Raw genomic sequence first — 22,488 nt, 5'->3', positions numbered from 1 at the left:
CGACGCGGGCCCCCGACGGTGTAGCGTGAGTCCGCGACGGCGCGATGCCAGCGCGCCGTGTCCGAGGGGCGGCCCATGTCCGGATCCGGCGTTGTCGACGAGGCGGCCACGGCGGCGAGCGAGCCTTTCGGCGCGTTCGCGGCCGGCCTGGCGGACCTGTCGCCCCTGCGGCGGGCGGTGGTCGCGGCCTGCCGGCGGCCCGAGCGGGACTGCGTGCTCCCGCTCCTCGAAGAAGCGCGCCTGCCGCCCGAAGCGGCTCGGCGCGTCGCCGAGGACGCGCGGCGCCTCGTCGAGTCCCTGCGGCGCCAGGGCATCCGCGGCGGCGTCGAGGGGCTGATCCACGAGTACGCGCTGTCCAGCCAGGAGGGCGTGGCGCTGATGTGCCTCGCCGAGGCGCTGCTGCGCATCCCCGACGCGGCGACGCGGGACGCGCTGATCCGCGACAAGATCGCGGGCGGCGACTGGGCCGCCCATCTCGGGCACAGCCCGTCGCCCTTCGTCAACGCGGCGACCTGGGGCCTGCTCGTGACCGGCAAGCTGGCGGCGACCCGGGACGAAACCGGCCTGTCGGCCGCGCTCACCCGGCTGATCGCCCGCGGCGGCGAGCCCGTGATCCGGACCGGCGTCGATCTCGCCATGCGGATGATGGGCGAGCAGTTCGTGGCGGGGCGGACCATCGCCGAGGCCCTGCGGCACGCGGCGCGGCTCGAGGCGAAGGGCTTCACCTACTCGTACGACATGCTCGGCGAGGCCGCCGTGACCGCCGAGGACGCCGAGCGCTACCGGCGCGCCTACGCGGACGCGATCGCGGCGATCGGCGCGGCCTCGGCCGGGCGCGGCGTGCTCCGCGGCCCCGGAATCTCGATCAAGCTCTCGGCGCTCCATCCCCGCTACGCCCGCGCGCAGCGCGACCGGGTCCTGGCCGAACTCTATCCCCGCGTGCGGGACCTCGCCCGCCTCGCGCGGGGGCACGGCATCGGCCTCAACGTCGACGCCGAGGAGGCCGACCGCCTCGACCTGTCGCTCGACATCCTGGAGCGTCTCGCCGCCGACCCGGATCTCGCCGGCTGGGACGGGCTCGGCTTCGTGGTCCAGGCCTACGGCAAGCGCTGCCCCTTCGTCATCGACGTGCTGATCGACCTCGCGCGGCGGTGCCGTCGGCGGCTGATGGTGCGCCTCGTGAAGGGCGCCTACTGGGACAGCGAGATCAAGCGGGCGCAGGTCGACGGCCTCGCTGACTTCCCCGTCTTCACCCGGAAGGTCCACACCGACGTCTCGTACATCGCCTGCGCGCGCCGGCTGCTCGCGGCGCCCGACGCGGTCTTCCCGCAATTCGCCACCCACAACGCCCAGACCCTCGCGAGCATCGTCGCGATGGCCGGCCCGGATTTCCGGCTCGGTCAGTACGAGTTCCAGTGCCTGCACGGCATGGGCGAGCCGCTCTACGAGGCCGTGATGGCCGATCCCGTCCTCCAGCGGCCCTGCCGCATCTACGCGCCCGTGGGCACGCACGAGACCCTGCTCGCCTACCTGGTGCGGCGCCTCCTGGAGAACGGGGCCAACACGTCCTTCGTCAACCGGGTCGCCGACGCGGCCGTGCCGGTGGCGGACCTGATCGCCGACCCCGTCGCCGCCGTCGAGGCCGCGCCGGATCCCGGCGCGCCGCACCCGCGGATCGCGGCCCCCCGGGCGCTCTACGGCCCGGCCCGCGCCAACGCGGCCGGGCTCGACCTCGCCGACGAGGCGGAACTCGCCCGGCTGTCGGACGGGTTGGCGGCGAGCGGCCGCACCGCGTGGCGGGCGGCACCCTCGGGCGCGGACGACGCGGCGGCCGACGAACCCGTCCACAATCCCGCCGACCGCCGGGACGTCGTCGGATTCTACCAGGCGGCGACGGTGGAGGCCGTGGCGGTCGCCGTGGCGCGCGCGCAGGCGGGCGCGGCCGGCTGGGCGGCGACGCCGGCGACCGCGCGCGCCGCCTGCCTGCGGCGGGCCGCCGACGCCCTCGAGGCGCAGATGCCGCCGCTGATCGGCCTCGTCGTACGGGAGGCGGGCAAGACCTGCGCGAGCGCCGTCGCGGAGATCCGCGAGGCGGTCGACTTCCTCCGCTACGCCGCCGCCGAGGCCGAGCGGACCCTCGGGGACGCGCACGCGCCGCTCGGTCCGGTCGCCTGCATCGCGCCGTGGAATTTCCCGCTGGCGATCTTCGTCGGTCAGGTCGCGGCCGCCCTGGCGGCGGGCAACACGGTCCTGGCGAAACCTGCCGAGGAGACCCCACTGATCGCGGCCGCTGCCGTCCGCGTGCTGCACGCGGCGGGGATTCCCGCCGAGGCGCTGCACCTCCTGCCGGGCGACGGCCGGGTCGGCGCCGCCCTGGTCGAAGATCCGCGCGTGCAGGGCGTGATGTTCACCGGATCGACGGCGGTGGCCAAGGGCATCCAGCGGGCTCTGGCGGAGCGGCTGAACCGTTTCGGCGAGCCGGTGCCGTTCGTGGCCGAGACCGGCGGCCAGAACGCCCTCGTGGTCGATTCCTCCGCGCTCGCCGAGCAGGTGGTGGCCGATGTCATCGCCTCGGCCTTCGATTCCGCCGGGCAGCGCTGCTCGGCGCTCCGCATCCTGTGCCTGCAGGAGGAGATCGCCGACCGGACGCTGCACATGCTGAAGGGCGCCCTGCGGGAGCTGCGGGTGGGCGACCCGCGGCGCCTCGCCGTCGATGTCGGGCCGGTCATCACCGCCGAGGCCGCCGACCGGATCGTCGGACACGTGGCGCGGATGCGCGCGCGGGGCTTCCCGGTGGAGCAGTTCCCCCTGCCGCCCGAGGCCGGAGCCGGGACCTTCGTGCCGCCGACCCTGATCGAGATCGGGGCCGTCGCCGATGTCGAGCAGGAGGTGTTCGGTCCCGTGATGCACGTGCTGCGCTACCGCCGCGACGGCCTCGACGCGCTCCTCGCGGCGATCGACGCGACCGGCTACGGGCTCACCTTCGGGCTGCACAGCCGCATCGACGAGACCATCGACCGGGTCCTCGACCGCGTGCGGGCCGGCAACCGCTACGTCAATCGCAACATCATCGGCGCGGTGGTCGGCGTGCAGCCCTTCGGCGGCTCCGGGCTGTCGGGGACGGGCCCGAAGGCCGGCGGCCCGCTGGCCCTCGGCCGCCTGCTGCGACGCGCGCCCGCCGCCGCCCGCGACGGGCTGGCCGCCGACGATTCGGCACTCCGTCCCTACACGGCGTGGCTGCGCTCGCGGCACCGCCACGACCTCGCGGACAGGCTCGAAGCCGTCCGCTATCCCGGCCGCGCCGCGATCGCGCTGGCCGGTCCCGTGGGTGAGAGCAACCTGTACGCGCTGCGTCCCCGTAGGCGCGTCGCGGCCGTCGCGGCCACCGAGACGGCGCTCCTGCTCCAGCTCGGCGCGATCCTCGGCACGGGCAACGCGGCCGTCGTCATCGGGCCGGACGGGCGCGATCCGGTCCTGGACAGTCTGCCGGAAGCGTGCGCGGCGCGGGTTGCCCGGGCGCCGGACCTCGACCGCGCGGGCGCGATCGCCGGAATCCTGTTCGCGGGCGACGCCGACGACCTGCTGGCCCTGAACAGGGCCGTCGCGGCCCGCGAGGGCGCGATCCTGCCGATCCAGGCCCGCTGCCCGGAGGCGCTGGCGGCCGGCGATCTCTACGACCCGGCCGGCCTGGTGGAGGAGGTCACCACCACGATCAACACCGCGGCGGCCGGCGGCAATGCCAGCCTGATGAGCGTCGGGTGAGCTCGCATCTGCCCGGTCAGGCCGACCGGCGCAGGTTCCAGAACAGCGGCAGCCCGGTCAGCATGCCTTCGAGGTCGCGCCGGTAGGCGGTCGGCTGGAAATACTGGCCGCAGGGCAGGTAGGCGCCGACCTCCAGCGCTCGCGCCTGGATCCGCGCCGCCAGGGCCTTCTGGGCGTCGAGGTCAGGCGCGTCGAACCACGCGCCGCGCAGTTCCTCCAGGGGCGCGTCCGTCAGCCAGCTCGGCACGCCGGCCCGGCCGTTCCCGCGGGCGGCCAGATGGTAGGCCGGCGAGAGGTGGTCGAGCCCGCCGGAGAAGATGCCGAACATCGACCAGCCCCCCTGGTCCAGGGGCTTGGCGTTCAGGATCCGCTGGTTGACCGTCCCCCAGTCGGTGGCGACGACGTCGAGGTTCATCCCGATCTTGCGGCAGGCATCGGCCATCACCTCGCAGATCGCGTTGATCCGCGTCACGTCGGTCCCGGAGAGCAGCACGACGCGCTCGCCCTTGTAGCCCGCCGCCGCCAGCGCCCGCTTCGCGGCGGCGAGATCGCGGGGGGCAGTCAGCGCCTCCATGCCGGCCGAGGACGCCATCGGCCCGCCGGCCGTGAAGATGCCGACGGGCCCGCGCCGGATCGCCGGGTCGCTGCCGGCGACGGCGTCCATCATCTCGGTCTGGTCGACGGCCGCGAGCAGCGCCCGGCTGATCGCGGGATTGTCGAAGGGTGGCAGGGTGTGGTTGAGGCGGATCTGGCCGATCAGCCCGGCGGTCTCCACCAGATCCACCCGCACGGCGGGCTGGCGGTTCAGGTCCGGCACGAGATCGACGAGGGGCTGCTCCCACCAGTCGATCTCGCCCGAGCGCAGGGCGCCGGCCGCGGTCGCGCCGTCGGGGATCGTGCGCCACTCGACGCGGTCGAAATGCGCGATCCGCGGTCCCGCCGTGAAGCTCGGCGTGCCGTCGGGGCGCGGTCGGTAGGCCTCGAACCGGCGGTAGACGTTGAGCGACCCCGGAACACGCTCGTCGGCGGCGAAGCGGAACGGACCGCTGCCGACGATCTCCGGCACCGCCTGCGTCGCGGGCGTCGCGCTCAGGCGCTCCGGCATGATCACCGGGACGTAGGACGTCGGCTTGGCCAGGGCGTCGGGCAGGAGCGGGAAGGGCCGTTTCAGGCGGAACTGCACCACCGTGTCGGAGGGCGCCGAGAGCTCGTCCACCGTCGCGAACAGGGCCCCGCCATAGGCATCGCGCTGCGCCCAGCGCTTCAGGCTCGCCACCACGTCGCGGCCGAGGACGGGCGTCCCGTCGTGGAAGCGCAGGCCGTCCCGCAGGGTCAGGCGCCACGTGAGGCCGTCGGACGCGACCTCGTGGTCCGCCACCATCTGCGGCTGAGCGCGGTAGGCGGTGTCGAGGCTGTAGAGCGTGTCGAACACCATCAGCGCGTGGGTGCGCGTGACGTAATTGGTGGTGATGATCGGGTCGAGGAGCGCGAGGTCCGCGTAGGGGACGAACCGCAGGGTCGTCGCGGAGGCCGCCCGGACCAGGGCCGGCCGGGCGAGAGCCCCGGCCATCAGGGCTCCGGCGCCGGTCAGCAGGCTGCGTCGCTTCATGAATCGATCCCGGTCACGGCGGCGTCCGATCTGGCCGCAAGCCGGGTTCGCGTGCAAGTGGTGCGCCACTGCCGCGCTTCGATCAGGATCTCAGAACCCGCCCGGGCCGGTAGCCGGACGGGTCGCCCGTGATCGCGCTGCGCGGGCCCTCAGGCGGCGCGCGACCAGCGGATGTCGCCGAGGCTCTCGCGGAAGGCGAAGCGGGCGAGATGGTCGGCCACGACGTTCTCCAGCCGGGTGAGGTTGACCGGGTCGGAGCTGTCGATGCGCATCACCAAGGCGTCGGGCTCGGCATCGAAGGTGCAGACGCGGTCCTCGCCGAAGGGCACGGTGCCGTGAACGGGGGTCGCCTCGACCTTGAACTTGTGGCTCCAGTGCCGGCAGAGCTGCTGCAGGTAGCGGCTCGCCTCGGTGGTCTGCACGCGGGCCTGGGAGGTGGGCATTCCGTCGGTCTCCAGATGGATGTGAAAACAGCCTATCGGTGACGGTTCGTCGTTCGATCTCGCACGTGCGAGATAGGAGGGCCTCAGAGCAATTGCCATGCCTGGCGCCGACGGATCCGTCTCCGCCGTCTGTGTTGAGCGTGTGTCCGAAGCGTTAGCAGCGGCTTAACGCGACGGGCCGCCCCGGCGGTTCGCGGCGCGGCGTGGCTGTCCTGCACCCGTCTCCGCGCCGAATTATGGCGCGATGCACAAATTCGGTCAGGCCGACGGCGGGCCGCGATCGGTCGGGACGAGCACCTTGCCGGGGTTGAGCAGGTCGTCCGGATCGAGCGCGGCCTTCAGGCGCCGCATGAGGTCGAGCCCGACCGGGTCGCCGTAGCGCGCGAGTTCCTCGCGCTTGATGAGGCCGACGCCGTGCTCGGCCGCGATGGAGCCGCCCAGGGCGTGCACGAGGTCGTGAACGATCCGGTTGAACCGGCCCCAGGCGGACAGGAACGCCGCGGGCTCCATGCCGGGCGGCTGTGACAGGTTGAAATGGATGTTGCCGTCGCCGAAATGGCCGAAGCCGCAGGGCCTCAGGCCCGGCATCTCGGCGAGGCAGGCCGCCCCCGCCCGCTCCAGGAACTCGGGCAGGCGGGAGAGCGGCACCGACACGTCGTGCTTGATCGAGGCGCCCTCGCGGGTCTGCGCTTCGGGAACGCCCTCGCGCAGGCGCCAGAGCGCGGCGTTCTGGGCCCCGCTGGTCGCGATGGTGGCGTCGGCGATCAGCCCGTCCTCCAGGGCCTGCCCGAGGGCCGATTCCAGTTCGGCCCCCGTGTCGGCGTCCGGGCGCGCGGACGCGACCTCGATCAGCGCGTAGGCGCCGTGCGCGCCGTCCAGCGGCCGCACCGTCCCCGGGACGTGGCGCAGCACGATCTCCAGGGCGAAGGGCGGCAGGTACTCGAACGCCGTGAGGTCGCGGTCCATCCGCGTCCGCAGGAAGACGAACAGGTCCAGGGCCGCCTTCGCCGAGGCGAGGCCGACGAAGGCGACGCTCGTCGAGCGCGGCCGCGGGAACAGCTTCAGCACCGCCGCCGTGACGATGCCCAGCGTGCCCTCCGAGCCGATGAAGAGCTGCTTCAGGTCGTAGCCGGCATTGTCCTTGCGCAGGGCCCTCAGCCCGTTCCAGACGCGCCCGTCGGCGAGCACGACCTCCAGCCCGAGGACGAGGTCGCGGGCGTTGCCGTAGGCGAGGACCGCGATCCCGCCGGCATTGGTGCTGACGCCGCCGCCGATCCGGGCGGAGCCGCGCGACGCGTAGGAGAGCGGGAACAGCATGCCGGCGGCCTCGGCCGCCTCCTGCACCTCCTGCAGGATCATCCCGGCCTCGACCGTGATGGTGGCGTCCACCGGGTCGACCGCGCGCAGGCGGTTCATGCGTTCCAGGGACAGGACGACGCCGCCCTGCGGCACGCCGGCGCCGGTGAGGCCGGTATTGCCCCCGAGCGGCACGACGGCGATCCCGGCCTGCGTGCAGGCGCGGACCGCGAAGGCGACCTCCTCGGTGCTCCCCGGCCGAAGTACGGCCAGGGCCGACCCGGTGAACAGGCGGCGGCTCTCCGTCAGGTAGGGCGCGAGGGCGTCGGGATCCGTGAGCACGTGCCGCGCGCCGAGCCCGTCCCGGAGCGCGGTCAGCAGGGTGTCGAGGGCGGCTGTCGGCGTCATCGCGCGGATTCTGTAGGCCGGAGCAGGCCGGAGGCAAGCGCCGGTATGGCGCGCGCCGATGCGGACCTTACAACGATGATGTAGGGCCCGGGCGTCGTCGCGCCGGTCCACCCGGACGATCCACCGCAGAGGCAGAGATGCTCTCCGTCATCCAGAACCCGCCCCGCATCGCGCTCCCCATCGTCGGCAGCAGCGACTTCTATCCCGTCCGCCGCGTCTACTGCGTCGGGCGCAACTACGCCGCCCACGCCCGCGAGATGGGCGCGGACCCGGACCGCGAGCCGCCGTTCTTCTTCATGAAGCCCGCCGACGCCCTGCAGATCGTCGGGCCGGAGCCGACGGCCCACGCCTACCCGCCGAAGACCGCCAACTACCATTTCGAGGTGGAGATGGTCGCGGCCCTCGCGAGCGGCGGCAGCGACATCCCGGCCGAGACCGCCCTGGAGCACGTCTACGGCTACGCCATCGGCCTCGACATGACCCGGCGCGACGTCCAGGACGAGGCCAAGAAGATGTCGCGGCCCTGGGACACCGCCAAGGCGGCCGACGGGTCGGGGCCGATCGGCGCGCTCCACCCGGTCTCCGCCATCGGCCACCCGGCCAAGGGCGCCATCACCCTGTCGGTCGACGGCGAGATCCGCCAGAAGGGCGACCTCGGCGACATGATCTGGTCCGTCGCCGAGCAGATCGCCTACCTGTCGAGCTACTTCGCCCTGCAGCCCGGCGACCTGATCTTCACCGGCACACCCTCCGGCGTCGGCCCGGTCCAGCGCGGCCAGCGCATGGTCGCGGCGATCGACGGTCTCGGCGCCATCACCCTCGACGTCGTCTGAGCCGCGCGGCCGCATGCTCCTCGATCGGCCGCTGCTGCGGCGCCTGTTCCACCTCGGGGCGCTCGCGTCCCGGGGCATGACCCTCGGCGTGCGCGGCGTCGCCCTCGACGGGGCCGGGCGCGTCGCCCTGGTGCGCCACACCTACGTGAGTGGCTGGCACCTCCCCGGCGGCGGCGTCGAGCGCGGCGAGACCGCGCGCGACGCGATCGTGCGGGAGTTCCGCGAGGAGGCGGAGATCGTCGCCGAAGGAGAGCCGCGCCTGCACGGCCTCTATCGGAACGTGGTCGCCGCGCCCCGCGACCACGTGGCCCTGTTCGTCCTGCCGGCCTTCACGGTCCTGCGCCCGAAGGCGCCGGACCGGGAGGTCGCCGAGTGCGCCTTCTTCCCGGTGGACGCGCTCCCCGAGGGGACCACGCGCGGGACCCGCGCCCGGCTCCGGGAGATCCGCGACGGCCTCCCGCCGGAGCCGAACTGGTAAATCGTGACGGTTCGCGAAAAGGGCGCTTGCGTCGCCCGGCGGAATGGTGTTTAGAGAGCCGCGCCGGGGGCCGCCGGCACGAAAGTCCGGGCGGCGCGGCACAGTGAGCGGGTGTAGCTCAGGGGTAGAGCACAACCTTGCCAAGGTTGGGGTCGAGGGTTCGAATCCCTTCGCCCGCTCCAGTTTTCCCAACCATACGAACGACGTACAAGGCCGCAGCTCTGCGGCCTTTGTCGTTTCTGGACCTCGGCGAACGGCCGGTCGCGGGGTGGCGAACGGCGTCCGGGTGGACCGAGGCGCGGGATCGCGCCCGGTCAGCCCGGCTCAGGCGTCGTGTTCCCTCGCGAAGGCCCGCAGCGAGACCCGGGCGACCTCCCGCAGCGCCTCCCGGTCGGCGCCCGAGGAGGCCAGCACGCCCATGCCGGAGGCGACGGTGGACAGGAACCGCGCCAGCGCGACCGGGTCGGAATCCGCCGGCAGGTCACCGTCCTGTCGGGCCTGGATGAAGCGCTCGCGGAGTTCCATCTCGCCCTGCGCCCGCCGGGACGCCAGCTCGAACGGGATGTTCTCCGAGCCCGCGCCGCAGGCGAGACCGCCCTGAACGAGGAGGCAGCCGGGCGGGTTCGCCGGATCCGTGTGGCTCTCGGCGATGCTGCTCAGGAAGCGCTCGGCCACGTCGCGCGCGGTCTCGCCCGCCAGGACGAAGCGCATGTGCTCCGAGCGCCGCTGCGCGTACCGGTCGAGGGCGGCCTTGAGCAGCCCCTCCTTGCTGCCGAAGGCCGCGTAGAGACTCGGCGGCTTGATGCCCATCGCCTTCGTGAGCATCGCGAGGCTCGCGCCGTCGTAGCCGTGGCGCCAGAACACCTCCATCGCCTCGTCGAGGGCCTTGTCCGTGTCGAAGGACCGGGGGCGCCCCATCACCATTGCCTGCGGACTCCAACTTTTATATCGAGTGGTAGATAAGTCACTTGACGCCCCGCGTCCATGCCGACATGTGTAGCGACCTATACAGATGTTGGAGTCGCTCGTGGAACCTCAGCGTCATCTCCCGCGCAATCCTCTCCGTGCCCGGCGCCTCGCGGCCGGAAGCCTCGCGGTCGCCCTTCTCGCAGGCGTCTCCTACACCTTCATACCCGGCGCCCTGGTCCGGGGAACCGTGGCCGTCGCCGCGACGCCGCCGACCGAGGTGGCGATGCCGGCCTCGGTCGCGACCGTCGAGCCGCGCGACGTCATCCTCTGGGACGAGTTCTCGGGTCGTCTGGAGGCCGTCGACCGCATCGACGTCCGTGCCCGGGTGGGCGGCGCGATCCTGGCCACGCATTTCGCGGAAGGCGAGGTGGTCAAGGCCGGCGACCTGCTGGTGACCATCGATCCCGCGCCCTACGCGGCCGAGGTCCAGCGGTTGGAAGCCCAGGTCGCGGGCGCCGAGGCGCGGGTCGGCATGACGGCGAGCGACCTCGAGCGCGGGCAGAAGCTGTCGGACCAGCGCATCGTCACGGCGCGCGACCTCGACGTCCGCGCCAACGCGTTCAAGGAGGCCAAGGCGAGCCTCGACGCGGCGAAGGCGGCCCTGGAGGCGGCGCGCCTGAACCTCGGCTACACGCAGGTCCGGACGGCCGTTGGCGGCCGCGTCGGCCGCCGCGAGATCACGCCGGGCAACCTCGTGGCCACGGGCGCCGGGGCCGCCGTGCTGACCACGCTCGTCTCGGTCGATCCGGTCTACGCCAGCTTCGATGCCGACGAGGGCGTGGTCCTGAAGGCGCTGGCCTCGGTCGCCGAGCCGGGCGGCCGGCGCGGCAAGCTCGACCGCATCCCCGTGGAGATGGCGACCGCCGACGGCGCCCGCGCGGCCGGGCATCTCCAGTTCATCGACAACAAGGTCGACGCGCGCAGCGGCACGGTCCGGGTGCGCGCGACCTTCTCCAACGGCGACGGCCGCCTGATCCCGGGCCAGTTCGCCCGGATGCGCCTTGGCCAGGCCGCGCCGGAACGTCTCGTCCTCGTCGACGAGCGGGCCGTCGGCACCGATCAGGACAAGAAGTTCGTGCTCCTCGTGGGGTCGGACAACCGGGCCGAGTTCCGGGCCGTCACCCTCGGCCGGGCAGTCGACGGTCTGCGCGTCGTGACTTCCGGCCTGTCGGGCGGCGAGCGCATCGTGGTCAACGGCCTGCAGCGCGTCCGTCCCGGGACCCTCCTGCGCCCCGAACCGGTGGCGATGGGCGCGCGCCCGCAGGACGCCGCCCCCGGGCCGCGCAAGCTCGCCCAGCGCTGACGGCCGGCGCGCCGCGCCCGTCCGCCCGATCCAAATCCCCGACGCCTTCGAGACGGCGGCCGCACGCGGCCGCCCGGACGCCCCTGCCTCACGCCCTCGGAGGGCGGCATGAATCTCTCCAAGTTCTTCATCGACCGCCCGATCTTCGCGGGCGTGCTCTCGATGCTCATCTTCATCGGCGGTCTGCTGTCGCTCTTCGCGATGCCGATCTCCGAGTACCCGGACGTGGTGCCGCCCTCCGTCGTCGTCCGCGCGACCTTCCCGGGCGCCAACCCCAAGGTCATCGTCGAGACCGTGGCGACGCCGATCGAGGAGCAGATCAACGGCGTCGAGGGCATGCTCTACATGTCGAGCCAGGCCACGACGGACGGCATCATGACGCTGACCGTCACCTTCCGGCTGGGCACCGACCCCGACAAGGCGCAGCAGCTCGTCCAGAATCGCGTCTCGCAGGCCGAGCCGCGGCTACCGGCGGTGGTGCGCCAGCTCGGCATCGTCACGGTGAAGAGCTCCCCCGACCTCACCATGGTCGTGCATCTCGTCTCGCCCAACGGGCGCTACGACATGACCTACCTGCGCAACTACGCGGTGCTGAACATCAAGGACCGCCTGGCGCGGCTCGACGGCGTCGGCCAGGTCCAGCTCTTCGGCTCCGGCGACTACGCGATGCGGATCTGGCTCGACCCGCAGAAGGTGGCCGAGCACGGCCTGTCCGCGGGCGACGTCGTGCGCGAGATCCAGGCCCAGAACGTCGAGGCCGCGGCCGGCGTGATCGGCGCGTCGCCGGCCGTTCCGGGACTCGACCTGCAGCTCTCGCTCAACGCCGAGGGGCGCCTGAGCAGCGAGGAGCAGTTCGGCGACATCGTGGTCAAGACCGGCGCCGACGGGGCGATCACGCGCCTGCGCGACGTCGCGCGCATCGAGCTCGGCGCTTCCGACTACGCCCTGCGCTCGCTCCTCGACAACAAGTCGGCGGTGGCGATCCCGATCTCGCAGTCGCCCGGCTCGAACGCGATCCAGATCTCCGACGAGGTCCGCCGCACCATGGCGGAGATCAAGCGGACCATGCCGGAGGGCGTCGACTACCAGATCGTCTACGACCCGACGCAGTTCGTGCGCGCCTCCATCGAGGCGGTCATCCACACGCTGCTGGAGGCGATCGCCCTCGTCGTGCTCGTGGTGATCCTGTTCCTGCAGACGTGGCGGGCCTCGATCATCCCGCTGCTCGCCGTGCCGGTCTCGATCGTCGGCACCTTCGCGGTGATGCACGTCTTCGGATTCTCGATCAACGCGCTGAGCCTGTTCGGCCTCGTGCTGGCCATCGGCATCGTCGTCGACGACGCGATCGTGGTCGTCGAGAACGTCGAGCGCAACATCGAGAGCGGCCTGTCCCCGCGCGACGCCAGCTACCAGGCCATGCGCGAGGTCTCGGGCCCGATCATCGCCATCGCCCTCGTGCTGGTCGCGGTCTTCGTGCCCCTGGCCTTCATCAGCGGCCTGACGGGCCAGTTCTACAAGCAGTTCGCCCTGACCATCGCGATCTCGACGGTGATCTCGGCGATCAACTCGCTGACCCTCTCGCCGGCCCTCTCGGCGCTGCTGCTGAAGGATCACCACGCGCCGAAGGATCGTCTCACCCGCATCCTCGACCGGCTGCTCGGCTGGTTCTTCCGCCGCTTCAACCGCGCCTTCGGGCGGGCCTCGAACGGCTACGGTCGCGGCGTCGGCTTCGCGGTATCGCGCAAGGCCGCGATGATGACCCTCTACGTCCTGCTCGTCGGGCTGACCGTCGGCCTGTTCCGCCAGATTCCGGGCGGCTTCGTGCCGGGCCAGGACAAGCAGTACCTCGTGGGCTTCGCGCAGCTGCCCGACGGCGCGACCCTCGACCGGACGGAGGAGGTCATCCGCCGCATGAGCGAGATCGCCCTCAAGGAGCCCGGCGTCGAGAGCGCCGTCGCCTTTCCGGGCCTCTCGATCAACGGCTTCACCAACAGCTCCAACTCAGGGATCGTGTTCTCGACGCTCAAGCCGTTCGACGAGCGCAGGGACCCGTCCCTCAACGGGGCGGCGATCGCGCAGTCGCTGAACAAGAAGTACGCCGCGATCCCGGAGGCCTTCATCGCGATGTTCCCGCCGCCGCCGGTGAACGGGCTGGGGACGATCGGCGGCTTCAAGCTGCAGATCGAGGATCGGGCCGGCCTCGGCTACGAGGCGCTGAACGACGCCACGAAGGCGTTCATGGCGAAGGCCGCCCAGGCGCCGGAACTCGTCGGGCTGTTCTCGAGCTTCCAGATGAACGTGCCGCAGCTCTTCGCGGACATCGACCGGACGAAGGCCCGTCAGCTCAACATCCCGGTGACGGACGTCTTCGACACGCTGCAGATCTATCTCGGCTCGCTCTACGTCAACGACTTCAACAAGTTCGGCCGCACCTACTCGGTGCGCGTCCAGGCCGACGCCCCGTTCCGGGCGCGATCGGACGATGTCGGTCTGCTGAAGGTCCGGGCCGGTTCCGGCGAGATGGTCCCGCTCTCCGCCCTGCTGCGCGTCCGCCAGACCGCCGGACCGGAGCGGGCCATGCGCTACAACGGCTTCCTGTCGGCCGACATCAACGCCGGCGCGGCGCCCGGCTACTCGTCGGGTCAGGCCCAGGCGGCGGCCACGCGGATCGCGGCGGAGACGCTGCCGCGGGGCTTCGCCTTCGAGTGGACGGACCTGACGTACCAGGAATTCATCGCGGGCAATTCCGGGATCTGGGTCTTTCCCCTCGCGCTGCTCCTAGTCTTCCTCGTGCTCGCCGCGCAGTACGAGAGCCTCGCCCTGCCGCTGGCGATCCTGCTGATCGTGCCGATGGGGCTGCTCGCCGCGATGTTCGGCGTGTGGCTGTCGGCCGGCGACAACAACGTCTTCACGCAGATCGGGCTGATCGTGCTCGTCGGGCTCTCGGCCAAGAACGCCATCCTGATCGTCGAATTCGCCCGTGAGCTCGAATTCGCCGGTCGGAGCCCGCTCCAGGCGGCGATCGAGGCGAGCCGCCTCCGGCTGCGGCCGATCCTGATGACGTCGATGGCCTTCATCATGGGCGTGCTGCCGCTGGTGACAGCCACCGGCGCCGGATCGGAGATGCGCCGCGCGATGGGCGTCGCGGTGTTCTCGGGCATGATCGGCGTGACCGCCTTCGGCCTGTTCCTGACCCCGGTCTTCTACGTGCTGCTGCGTCGCCTGAGCGGCAACAGGCCCCTGAAGCATCACGGCGCCGCCGCGCCGGTCCCGGCGCCAGTCGCTGTGCCCGGCTCCGCGCCGGCCGATCACGGGATCCCGTCAGCCGCGCCGCTGCCACAGGCCTGACAGGGCGCGCCACGCCGGCGCCAGCACGACGTTCGTCAGCGGGATCAGCGCCCCGCCGACGACCAGCCCGATGAGGCCCGACACGGTCGCGGTGACGAGCCACTCGACGAGGCCCGCGGCGAACGGCACGCGCGCCGCCGCGGCCTCCGCCATCGCGTGGGCGGCGTGCGCCGGGGCCGAGAACCCGTAGGTCTCGAGACCGTGCATCAGGATCCCGCCGCCGACCCAGATCATCGCCGCCGTCCCGATGACGGCCAGGATCTTGAGCAGGATCGGCATTCCCCTGACGACGCCGCGGCCGAGCCCGCGGATCAGGCTTCCGAGCGGCGGGCCCGCGGTGCTGCGGGCGAGGGCCAGACCGGCATCGTCGGCCTTCACGATCAGCGCGACCACGCCGTAGACGCCCGCGGTGATGCCGATTGCGACGATGGCCAGCACCGCCGCCCGCATCCAGAAGCTGCCCTCCGGCAGCGCCGCCAGCGTGATGGCCATGATCTCGGCCGACAGGATGAAGTCCGTCTTGATGGCGCTCGCCACGCGCCGGTCTTCCCGGGCCTGATCGCCGCCGGCGCCACCCTCCTGGTCCGCCTCGTCGCCGTGGCCGTGCTGGGCGAACACGGCTTCGTAGACCTTCTCGGCGCCCTCGAAGCACAGGTACGCGCCGCCCAGCATGAGGAGCGGCGTGATCGCCCAGGGGGCGAAGGCGCTCAGCGCCAGGGCACCCGGCAGCAGGAAGAGGATCTTGTTGCGCAGCGATCCGAGGGCGATCCTGCCGACGATCGGCAATTCGCGCTCCGCGGCGAAGCCGACGACGTAGCGCGGCGTCACGGCCGCGTCGTCGATGACGACGCCGGCGGCCTTGGTGCCGGCGCGCGCCGCCTGGCCGGCCACGTCGTCGAGCGAGGCCGCCGCGGCCCTCACCATGAAGGCGACATCGTCCAACAGGGCGATCAATCCGACGCTCACCCGTCCCCCCTCGTCCCTGACCGGTCCGCCAGACAGACGATCCGCGGCAGGATTTGATCCCTGACCGGCGAAAAATCGGCGGACCCGGCCGTCGCCCGGGACTGGCTGCCCCCGCTCGCTCGCGCCTAGCGCAGCGCCAGGGCGTCGAGCCAGCCGTGCGCGGCGGCGTAGCGGATGATCTCCGCGCGCGTGCGCAGGCCCAGCTTCTCGGCGGCCCGCGCCTTGTAGGTCTCGATGGACTTCACGCTGAGATCGAAGCGCCGCGCGATCTCCTTGTTGCTGAAGCCCTGCGCGATCAGCCGGAGCACGTCGGTCTCGCGCGGGCTCAGCGCTTCGGCCGACGGCTCGGACTCCGCGCCCTGCGCCGGGGCCCCGGGATGCGACATGGCGTGGCTCGCCACCGAGGGGTCGAGGTAGATCCCGCCCGCCGCGACGGCGCGGACCGCGCGGAGCAGGTCCTCCGCGGCCGAGCGCTTGAGGAGGTAGCCCCGGGCGCCCGCCTTGAGCAGCGGCTGAACGTAGGCCGCGTCCTCGTGAACCGTCAGCACCAGCACCCGCGTCCGCGGGCACGACCCGGCGACGCGCTCGGTCAGCTCCAGGCCGTTGAGGCCCGGCATCGAGACGTCGACGACGGCGACGTCTGGGTCGGCGGCGTGGATCATCGGCAGCGCCTCGCTGCCGCTGGTGGCCTCGCCGACCAGCTCGATCTCCGGGTCGGCGTTCAGGAGCGTCCGGATCCCCGCGAGGACGATGGGATGGTCGTCGGCCAGGGCGACGCGGATGCGGTCCGTCATGCGCTTCTCCTCAGGTCTCGGGATGTTCCGGAATCGGGATGGTGACGAACAGCGTCGTACCGATGCCCGGGGACGATTCCAGCGTGAGAGTCCCGCTCAGGAGCGACAGCCGCTCGCGGATGCCCGACAGGCCGAGCCGCAGCTTGGCCGGCGCCTCGCCGCCGGCGCGCTCACGCTGCTCGTCGGCGTTGAAGCCGGTGCCGTCATCCTCGATGACGACCCGCATCTCGCCCGCGCGCTTCTCCACCGAGACGCTGACGCTCGCGGCCCGGGCGTGCTTGAGGACGTTGGTGAGGGCCTCCTGCACGATCCTGTAGACGGCCGTCTCGATCGCGGCCGGCAGCCGGGTCGCCTCGCTCAGGAACTCCAGGTCGGCGCGGATCCCGTGCCGCTGGCTCCAGTCGCGCAGCAGGGTGGCCAGGGCCTCGCGCAGCCCGAGATCGTCGAGGGCGGTCGGCCGGAGGTCGACGGCGGCCCGGTGGATGTCGCGGCCGATCTCCCCGGCGAGCGATTGCAGCCACTCCACCTGCCGGCCGGCCTCCGCCGTGGCCCCGCGTGCCAGGAGCCGCTCCATGCTCTTGAGGCCCAGCGACAGACCGGTCACCGTCTGGCCGACCTGGTCGTGGAGTTCGCGGGCGATCCGGCGCTGCTCGTTCTCCTGGGCCTCGCCGAGGCGGCGCAGCAGCGCGAAGCGCTCGGCCTCCGCGCGCTTGCGCGGCTCGATGTCCGACACCACGCCGTAGATCAGTCCGGCCGGGGTATGCTCGTGGAGCTGCGGCACGCGGCCGGCGACCCGGACCCAGCGCGGCTCCCGACCCTCCTGGGTCACGCGGAACTCGACGTCGAGCGGCGTGCCCTCGGCGAGGCTCCGGTGCAGGGCCTCGCTCAGGCGCCCGCGATCCTCGGGATCGACCGCCTGCAGGACGGTGTCGGCGTCAACGGCGCTGTCGCGCCCCTCGGCGGCGGCCGTCCAACCGAGGAGATCGGCCGCGCGGGGCGAGCCGGTGACCCGGTGCGCGACGGTGTCCCAGCGCAGCGTGCCGAGTTCCGCGGCCTCGGCGGCGACGGCGCCCTGTTCCTCGCTGGAGCGGAGCGCGAGGGAGAACCGGGCCTGCTCGCCCGCCCGGCGCTGCGCCATGTCGCGGCCGACGAGACCGACCAGCGCCAGGGCGAGCCCGATGCTGACGAAGCTGCCCCCACCCAGGACGGCGTAGGACCGCGAGACCGGCGCGTTGAGCGTCGCGACCGGCATCCCGAAATGCACCGACCAGCCGCCGGTATGCTGCAGGGTCCGGTAGACCACCTCGACATCGGCGCCTTCCAGCGTCGGTCCGGTGTAGAAGCCGTTCGGGGCGTTCCGGATCGCCGCCTGGAGCGCCGGGTTCGCCGGGTGGCCGAGCTCCTCCACCTCGGCCCGGGTCCGGGCGATCGTGTTGCCCTCCGCGTCCACGATGGTGCCGACCCAGCCCTCGGGGGCGCCGGCGTCGCGCAGGATCGAGCTCACCGCGTTCGTGGCGAGCCGGATCGAGAGGACGTAGCGCAGCGTGCCGTCCCGGATGACCGGCACGCGCAGCGCGACGAGGCGCTTGCCCGAGATCGAGCCGGCCGGGCCGATGCCGCCGATCACCGGCTGCCGCGTGCGCACCACCGCGTCGAAGCTCGTCCGGTTCGAGGTCGGTCCGAGTTCCTCCTCGAGGGAGCGGAGCAGATTGACGATCTGGGCGCCGTCCGGTCGCGCGAGCTCCACCGTCTCCCAGAGCGGGTGCGCCTGCCGGAGGCGCACGGCCTCGGCGTAGAAGGCCGCGAGGTCGGGCCGGTCGAGGGTCGCGGAGGCGGCCTCGGCCTCGAGGACCGTGATCTGGGCGGCGATGTCCGAGGCGACGCGCTCGGCCACCCGGGTCGCGCTGGCGACGGCGGCGCTCCGGGCGAGGTCGCGCTGCTGCTGCGCCATCAGCGTCGCGACCCAGCCGCTGAGCAGCAGGACCGGGATCGCGGCCGCGAGGGCGAGGGCGACGAAGGTGCGGCGGCTGCCGCGGCTCAGCTGGAGCTCGGGCCTCCGGATCGCGGTGTCGCGGGCGCGAGCATTCATGCGGCCGTGCGTGGACACGCTTCGCGCCGGTCCGGACCCGGCGCCCATCGCTCGGACGGCCCGACGCCTCTGTCTCGCCGTCCCGCGCGCACCGTCGCCCGCCTCCCGTATCCCCGCATCGGCCCGTAAGCTCACAGCTCTCCTACGGGAAAGTCGGGCCGCCGTCAGGCCGGGGAGGCGGGGTCGGTCGCGGCACCGGCGTCGGAAAGGGCCGATCCGGGCAGCATCCGGGCGGGGTGCGGCATCCGCGTCGCGACCGCCCATGAGGAGCCGTCGTAGCCCTCGTACCAGGCCCGGCGCTCGCGCGACTCCCCGGGATAGGGGCAGGCGTCGCGGGGCCGACCGACGGCGCGCGCGCGGGCGCCCTGTTTGACGATGTCCATGAGCATGGGCGCTGATCTCTCCGGCCGCTCGGGAGCCTGTCCCGCCGGGTCAGAAGCGCCGAGTTCGAACGGCCAAGCAAGCTGTTTCGAGCCGGGATACCGCTCACACCGACGCCTGTCGGGAATATCCCGACAGGCCGTGCGTGCGAGGATCGATTGACCATTGCACGAAAGCGGCACCGGATCTTTCGGAGATCGCCCCGATCCGTCCGAATGATGCGCGGAGGGACACGAGATCCTCGCGTCGTCGGACGCGAGGATCACGAGTGCCCCGCCGACGTGGGCGTGGCGTGGAAAGTCGACCGGGAGGCCGTGACGGCCCGGCCTCTCGGTCCGGATGCGCCGCCTAGTAGGCGCAGCCGTAGCCGACCGGCGCGTAGCCGTACCCGTAGGGCCGCCCGTAGGCCGCGCCGTAGAGACCGGGCGGTGCAGCGGCCGCGAGGCCCAGGCCGGCGCCGGTCGCGAAGTCGACCCCGCGATAGCCGCCCCAGCCACCCGAGCGATACGCGTGGGGCCGGAAGCCGTAGCCGGCGGGGCGGAAGTGGACGCCGCGATATCCGCGGTAGCCCCGGTGCCGCCGATAGTGCCGGTGGAGACGGTGATGGCGGTACCGGTGGAGACCGTGGCGCCGCCCCCTCCAGACGCCGTGGCCCAGATGGTGGGGCCCATGATGGAAGCCGCGGCCGTGGGGTCGCGCCTCGCTCGACGGGGCGAACAGGACGAGGCTCGACAGCGCCGTGAGGGCGATCGCGAGACGTTTCATGGGCTGAGCTCCAGAGACGTTGAAGGACGTCCGCACGGATCGGACCCGATGCCGGATCCGACCGCGCGGCGCGGTCTGTCGGAACGGCGATGCCGGCCGCCATCGCGGGCCACCGCGCACTCCCCGGGACGCGCGGACGGCGGGAGACCGCCGGCCGCTGTCCCGCAGGCTCATCTGTGTTGCCCGGCGCCGATCAGCAGTCGGAGAGATCGGCAATCGTGTCAGGGTCGGCCCGACATGCCCGGGCGACGGGTCTGGACTAGCTTGGCCGTGGACATTCGCGCGCGCTGCACATGGGGACGGCATGCGGAAGGCGTTGGGACGGCCGGTGCAGAGGGCGCGATCCTGGTACCGGCGCTACGGGCGCTTCGGCGCGCCGCAGACGCCGCGACCGGTCAAGCAGGGCCCGCAGGCCGCCCCCGGACGCTCGCTGGAGGACTGGGCGCGGTTCGGCGGCGGTCTGCTCGGCCCGGAATCCGCCGATGCCCCGCGTCCTGAGATCCGCGCCGATCGAGGGGCCGCCCTCGGCATCCCGATCAGTCCGCCGGGCTGAAGACGTCGTCGCCCACGAAGATCATCTCGCGGTCGATCTCGGGGGGATCCTTCTGCGAGCCGTAGGCGAAGAACAGGCGCCGGGTCCGGCCATCCGCCGCGGTCAGCGTCAGCGTGTGGCGATCGAGGGCGTAGCGCCCGCCCTCCGGCGCGCGCCGACGGGCGATCGCCGTGCCGACGCCGGTGCTCGCCCCCGAATTCGTCGCGCCGACCGAGCCGCCGCGGCCGTAACTTCCGTCCGCGTGGAAGTCGTAGCGGCTCTCGACGGCGATCGCGACGTCGCCGCCCAGGGCGGTGTTGCCGCCGCCCGACAGCCGCCGGTAGGCCCGCGCCACCCGCTCGCCAGAGTCGGCCGGGAAGGCCCGGAAGAAGCTGCCGTCGCCGAGGGCGTAGTCGTTCGCGCGGCCGCGCGCGTCCGTCAGGACGAAGCCGGCGCCCTTGGCACTCCAGCGCCCGAATCGCTTGGGCCGTGCGGCCCGCTCGGCGGCGAGGTCCACGTCTTCGAGCGCGGTGTCGGCGATCTCGTAGTAGGTTCCGTCGCGCAGGAAGATCAGCGGCTCGAAATCGATGGTCATGAGACCGCCGACGCCGAACCCAGTGGTCGACCGGAAGTACACGCCCTCGACCTGATCCCAGTTGGCGGCGTGGCGCGGGGGACCGGCCGCGTCCGGGGCGGAGGGAGCCGGCGAGGGAGCCGGCCGCGCGTCCGGCACGGGCGGGCTCTCCGCGACCGGCGGCGGCTTCGGGGCCGCGCGTTTGGCCCGGCCCTTCGGCACCAGCCCGTCCTCGGTCAGCGCCAGATTCCGCAGCGTGGCGACCGGGATGAACTCGTTGGACAGGCCCGCCAGGAAACGCGGCAGCACGCCGAGCCGCTTGGCCGCCTGCCAGCCGGCATGGTGGAGAACGGCGCGCAGCTTGACCTGCTCGGCGAAGGCCGCCCGCGTGGCCGGCTGGGACAGGGGCGGCCGTTCCGCCATCGGCGCCACGAACCGGGTCCGGATCGCCCGCAGGGCCGCCGCGCTCGGCTCGACCGTCGCGTCGTTGGCGACCATCCATTGCAGGGCGATGAAGGCGGTGAGCACGTCGCCCGCATCGTCCGGCCGCAGCGGCGACCCGTCGAGGAAGCCGCGGAAGATGGTGTCGTAATCGTGCCGGGCCAGCTCTCGCGCCGTCTCGGCCGCGGCGATCGGGTTCGTGGCGCGCTGGTCGCGCACCGCCCGCGCCACCGTGGCGGCCCGCAGGTCGGGCGTCGAGGCGTAGGGGAGGGCCGGTCCCTCCACCTCGGTCGCCTGGGCCCGTGCCGGGGTCGCCGACACCGGGATCGCCAGGCTCGACAGCGGGACGGCTGCCACGCCGAGGCCGAGCAGCGCGGCCGCGCGCCGGAAGGTGAACCGCATCATCGCCGCAACCACGCTCGAAGGATCATCAGCAGGCCCTGCACGACGGTGAGCAGCAGTGTCAGGGCCATGAAGGGCAGGAACGGGATCAGCAGCCAGCCCGTCATCGTCAGCGTGTAGAGCAGGCCGCCGATATCGTGTCCGGCCACCGGGCAGGGGTGCGTCCCCGCCTCGTTGACGGTGCAGCCGGTCAGGTTCGTCAGCGCGAGGCCGAGCGCGAAGGGTACGACCGGCAGCCACGTGATCAGCAGCAGGATGAGGATCACGCGCAGGCGTCGCCGGGACGGGCTCGGCCGCGCCATCGTGGGGATGGCCATCGGTCACAAGCCCCGCGCGGAGCCGGGGCGGCCGCGTCTCGCCGCGCCGCTCATGGCTGGCGGCGGTAGAGGCCGCGGAAGGTGACGTTGACGCCTCCGCAGGCGAGGTTGTCGTCGACGACCAACCAGGGGCCGACCCGCCGCAGCCAGACCTTGCAGTCGGAAGCGTCACCGGCCTCGACCGGCAGCGCCCCGTTCTCGCCGACGGCGAAGCTCGCCGCGGCGCCCTGCGGGGCGACCGTGCCGGCGAATTCGCCGATATGGACGCCGCCGCGGCGCGCCCGCTCGGGATCGCCGGCGCCCCAGGTGGCGTCGCCCCCGAAAGTCAGCAGCCCCGGCTTGTCGGCCTGGGTGATGCGGATGCGCGCCTCCGCACGGGTCCAGGTGCCGAGCCAGTCCCCAGGCGCGACGGCACCGGGCGGCTCGACGGCGACGGCCTCGCCCGGGAGCCAGCCGGTCCGGCCCATATCGTCGCCCGCGCCCCGATAATGGGCGCAGACATAGGCGCCGCGACGCTCGCCGAGGATGACGGGATCGGCGTTCACCAGGTAGGCGCGCTCGCGGCAGGCGGCGCTCGGGTCCGGGCAGCCGGCGCGGGCCAGCCCGTCCTTGACGAAGGCCGTGCGCCCCGGCGCGCTGATGCGCCCGAAGGCTGGGGGCGCGCCGGACGCGAGCGAGGGGGACCGCCGGCACTCGTTCTCCTCCGCGCGCGCCGGGCCAGCGAGCAGGGCGAGGGCGGAGACCAGGAGCAGCGGGGCGAGGAGCGGCGGGCGCATCG

Annotated in this window: 18 protein-coding genes and 1 tRNA gene; 7 read left to right on the top strand and 12 right to left on the bottom strand. The window is 72.9% G+C overall.

Going from position 1 to position 22,488, the window contains the following annotated elements; translation table 11 throughout:
• Window positions 1-75: 75 nt before the first annotated feature.
• A complete protein-coding gene (gene putA / locus ACLBYB_RS11510; RefSeq protein WP_447698841.1) occupies window positions 76-3,762 on the top strand; it encodes a trifunctional transcriptional regulator/proline dehydrogenase/L-glutamate gamma-semialdehyde dehydrogenase in 3,687 nt (1,228 codons plus the stop codon).
• 16 nt (window positions 3,763-3,778) lie between these two features.
• On the opposite strand, the gene ACLBYB_RS11505 is transcribed toward putA, so the two are convergent.
• The 3 genes from ACLBYB_RS11505 to ACLBYB_RS11495 all read right to left on the bottom strand — a co-directional run bounded on the left by ACLBYB_RS11505 (window position 3,779) and on the right by ACLBYB_RS11495 (window position 7,518).
• Entirely contained in the window at window positions 3,779-5,371 is a 1,593-nt protein-coding gene (locus ACLBYB_RS11505) for an ABC transporter substrate-binding protein (protein ID WP_447698840.1), read from the bottom strand.
• A gap of 149 nt (window positions 5,372-5,520) precedes the next feature.
• The gene (locus ACLBYB_RS11500) at window positions 5,521-5,814 is read right to left on the bottom strand and encodes a DUF2218 domain-containing protein (protein WP_012320003.1); all 294 of its coding nucleotides are present in this window, start codon (window positions 5,812-5,814) and stop codon (window positions 5,521-5,523) included.
• A gap of 258 nt (window positions 5,815-6,072) precedes the next feature.
• On the bottom strand, window positions 6,073-7,518 hold the full coding sequence (locus ACLBYB_RS11495) for an FAD-binding oxidoreductase (protein WP_447698839.1): 1,446 nt from the start codon (window positions 7,516-7,518) through the stop codon (window positions 6,073-6,075).
• Between the two features lie 137 nt (window positions 7,519-7,655).
• Here ACLBYB_RS11495 and ACLBYB_RS11490 point away from each other — a divergent pair, with 137 nt between their 5' ends.
• The 3 genes from ACLBYB_RS11490 (at window position 7,656) to ACLBYB_RS11480 (ending at window position 9,011) form a co-directional block, all read left to right on the top strand.
• Window positions 7,656-8,351: a fumarylacetoacetate hydrolase family protein gene (locus tag ACLBYB_RS11490; protein WP_447698838.1), complete on the top strand. Its 696-nt coding sequence runs from the start codon at window positions 7,656-7,658 to the stop codon at window positions 8,349-8,351.
• A gap of 13 nt (window positions 8,352-8,364) precedes the next feature.
• Window positions 8,365-8,829, top strand: a complete 465-nt coding sequence (locus tag ACLBYB_RS11485) for an NUDIX domain-containing protein (protein WP_447698837.1) — start codon at window positions 8,365-8,367, stop codon at window positions 8,827-8,829.
• A gap of 107 nt (window positions 8,830-8,936) precedes the next feature.
• A tRNA-Gly gene (locus ACLBYB_RS11480) sits at window positions 8,937-9,011 on the top strand.
• Window positions 9,012-9,153: 142 nt separating this feature from the next.
• Here the strand turns inward: ACLBYB_RS11480 and ACLBYB_RS11475 are convergent.
• A complete protein-coding gene (locus tag ACLBYB_RS11475; protein ID WP_020094569.1) occupies window positions 9,154-9,753 on the bottom strand; it encodes a TetR/AcrR family transcriptional regulator in 600 nt (199 codons plus the stop codon).
• An 88-nt stretch (window positions 9,754-9,841) separates the two neighbouring features.
• Between ACLBYB_RS11475 and ACLBYB_RS11470 the strand changes: the two genes are divergently transcribed.
• Window positions 9,842-11,101, top strand: coding sequence for an efflux RND transporter periplasmic adaptor subunit (locus tag ACLBYB_RS11470; RefSeq protein WP_447698836.1), 1,260 nt, complete (start codon window positions 9,842-9,844; stop codon window positions 11,099-11,101).
• 108 nt (window positions 11,102-11,209) lie between these two features.
• Window positions 11,210-14,449: an efflux RND transporter permease subunit gene (locus tag ACLBYB_RS11465; RefSeq protein ID WP_447698835.1), complete on the top strand. Its 3,240-nt coding sequence runs from the start codon at window positions 11,210-11,212 to the stop codon at window positions 14,447-14,449.
• Here the strand turns inward: ACLBYB_RS11465 and ACLBYB_RS11460 are convergent.
• The 5 genes from ACLBYB_RS11460 to ACLBYB_RS11440 all read right to left on the bottom strand — a co-directional run bounded on the left by ACLBYB_RS11460 (window position 14,423) and on the right by ACLBYB_RS11440 (window position 19,444).
• The gene (locus tag ACLBYB_RS11460; RefSeq protein ID WP_447698834.1) at window positions 14,423-15,415 is read right to left on the bottom strand and encodes a DUF808 domain-containing protein; all 993 of its coding nucleotides are present in this window, start codon (window positions 15,413-15,415) and stop codon (window positions 14,423-14,425) included. The two genes, ACLBYB_RS11465 and ACLBYB_RS11460, sit on opposite strands and share 27 nt — an antisense overlap.
• A gap of 125 nt (window positions 15,416-15,540) precedes the next feature.
• On the bottom strand, window positions 15,541-16,209 hold the full coding sequence (locus ACLBYB_RS11455; protein ID WP_447698833.1) for a response regulator transcription factor: 669 nt from the start codon (window positions 16,207-16,209) through the stop codon (window positions 15,541-15,543).
• A gap of 10 nt (window positions 16,210-16,219) precedes the next feature.
• Entirely contained in the window at window positions 16,220-18,298 is a 2,079-nt protein-coding gene (locus ACLBYB_RS11450) for an ATP-binding protein (RefSeq protein ID WP_447698832.1), read from the bottom strand.
• Between the two features lie 164 nt (window positions 18,299-18,462).
• Complete coding sequence (locus ACLBYB_RS11445; protein WP_447698831.1) at window positions 18,463-18,687, bottom strand: ribosome modulation factor; 225 nt, start codon at window positions 18,685-18,687, stop codon at window positions 18,463-18,465.
• A 340-nt stretch (window positions 18,688-19,027) separates the two neighbouring features.
• Window positions 19,028-19,444, bottom strand: coding sequence for a hypothetical protein (locus ACLBYB_RS11440; protein ID WP_447698830.1), 417 nt, complete (start codon window positions 19,442-19,444; stop codon window positions 19,028-19,030).
• Between the two features lie 304 nt (window positions 19,445-19,748).
• Here ACLBYB_RS11440 and ACLBYB_RS11435 point away from each other — a divergent pair, with 304 nt between their 5' ends.
• Window positions 19,749-19,997, top strand: a complete 249-nt coding sequence (locus tag ACLBYB_RS11435) for a hypothetical protein (RefSeq protein ID WP_447698829.1) — start codon at window positions 19,749-19,751, stop codon at window positions 19,995-19,997.
• On the opposite strand, the gene ACLBYB_RS11430 is transcribed toward ACLBYB_RS11435, so the two are convergent.
• The 3 genes from ACLBYB_RS11430 to ACLBYB_RS11420 are packed head-to-tail and all read right to left on the bottom strand — an operon-like array spanning window position 19,981 to window position 22,486.
• Entirely contained in the window at window positions 19,981-21,396 is a 1,416-nt protein-coding gene (locus ACLBYB_RS11430) for a hypothetical protein (RefSeq protein WP_447698828.1), read from the bottom strand. The two genes, ACLBYB_RS11435 and ACLBYB_RS11430, sit on opposite strands and share 17 nt — an antisense overlap.
• Window positions 21,393-21,710, bottom strand: a complete 318-nt coding sequence (locus ACLBYB_RS11425; protein WP_042670658.1) for a hypothetical protein — start codon at window positions 21,708-21,710, stop codon at window positions 21,393-21,395. The genes ACLBYB_RS11430 and ACLBYB_RS11425 overlap by 4 nt, the downstream gene beginning before the upstream one ends.
• A gap of 50 nt (window positions 21,711-21,760) precedes the next feature.
• Window positions 21,761-22,486: a hypothetical protein gene (locus ACLBYB_RS11420; RefSeq protein ID WP_447698827.1), complete on the bottom strand. Its 726-nt coding sequence runs from the start codon at window positions 22,484-22,486 to the stop codon at window positions 21,761-21,763.
• Window positions 22,487-22,488 lie beyond the last annotated feature (2 nt).

It is taken from the genome of Methylobacterium sp. D54C, assembly GCF_053345595.1.
This window is presented reverse-complemented; position numbering and strand designations above follow the sequence as displayed.

What these genes read in the sequence shown, in the direction of transcription:
- putA (WP_447698841.1), top strand. Translation starts at nt 76, where the DNA reads ATGTCCGGATCCGGCGTTGTCGACGAGGCGGCCACGGCGGCGAGCGAG.
- ACLBYB_RS11505 (WP_447698840.1), bottom strand. Translation starts at nt 5,371, where the DNA reads ATGAAGCGACGCAGCCTGCTGACCGGCGCCGGAGCCCTGATGGCCGGG.
- ACLBYB_RS11500 (WP_012320003.1), bottom strand. Translation starts at nt 5,814, where the DNA reads ATGCCCACCTCCCAGGCCCGCGTGCAGACCACCGAGGCGAGCCGCTAC.
- ACLBYB_RS11495 (WP_447698839.1), bottom strand. Translation starts at nt 7,518, where the DNA reads ATGACGCCGACAGCCGCCCTCGACACCCTGCTGACCGCGCTCCGGGAC.
- ACLBYB_RS11490 (WP_447698838.1), top strand. Translation starts at nt 7,656, where the DNA reads ATGCTCTCCGTCATCCAGAACCCGCCCCGCATCGCGCTCCCCATCGTC.
- ACLBYB_RS11485 (WP_447698837.1), top strand. Translation starts at nt 8,365, where the DNA reads ATGCTCCTCGATCGGCCGCTGCTGCGGCGCCTGTTCCACCTCGGGGCG.
- ACLBYB_RS11475 (WP_020094569.1), bottom strand. Translation starts at nt 9,753, where the DNA reads ATGGTGATGGGGCGCCCCCGGTCCTTCGACACGGACAAGGCCCTCGAC.
- ACLBYB_RS11470 (WP_447698836.1), top strand. Translation starts at nt 9,842, where the DNA reads ATGTTGGAGTCGCTCGTGGAACCTCAGCGTCATCTCCCGCGCAATCCT.
- ACLBYB_RS11465 (WP_447698835.1), top strand. Translation starts at nt 11,210, where the DNA reads ATGAATCTCTCCAAGTTCTTCATCGACCGCCCGATCTTCGCGGGCGTG.
- ACLBYB_RS11455 (WP_447698833.1), bottom strand. Translation starts at nt 16,209, where the DNA reads ATGACGGACCGCATCCGCGTCGCCCTGGCCGACGACCATCCCATCGTC.
- ACLBYB_RS11450 (WP_447698832.1), bottom strand. Translation starts at nt 18,298, where the DNA reads ATGAATGCTCGCGCCCGCGACACCGCGATCCGGAGGCCCGAGCTCCAG.
- ACLBYB_RS11445 (WP_447698831.1), bottom strand. Translation starts at nt 18,687, where the DNA reads ATGCTCATGGACATCGTCAAACAGGGCGCCCGCGCGCGCGCCGTCGGT.
- ACLBYB_RS11440 (WP_447698830.1), bottom strand. Translation starts at nt 19,444, where the DNA reads ATGAAACGTCTCGCGATCGCCCTCACGGCGCTGTCGAGCCTCGTCCTG.
- ACLBYB_RS11435 (WP_447698829.1), top strand. Translation starts at nt 19,749, where the DNA reads ATGCGGAAGGCGTTGGGACGGCCGGTGCAGAGGGCGCGATCCTGGTAC.
- ACLBYB_RS11430 (WP_447698828.1), bottom strand. Translation starts at nt 21,396, where the DNA reads ATGATGCGGTTCACCTTCCGGCGCGCGGCCGCGCTGCTCGGCCTCGGC.
- ACLBYB_RS11425 (WP_042670658.1), bottom strand. Translation starts at nt 21,710, where the DNA reads ATGGCCATCCCCACGATGGCGCGGCCGAGCCCGTCCCGGCGACGCCTG.
- ACLBYB_RS11420 (WP_447698827.1), bottom strand. Translation starts at nt 22,486, where the DNA reads ATGCGCCCGCCGCTCCTCGCCCCGCTGCTCCTGGTCTCCGCCCTCGCC.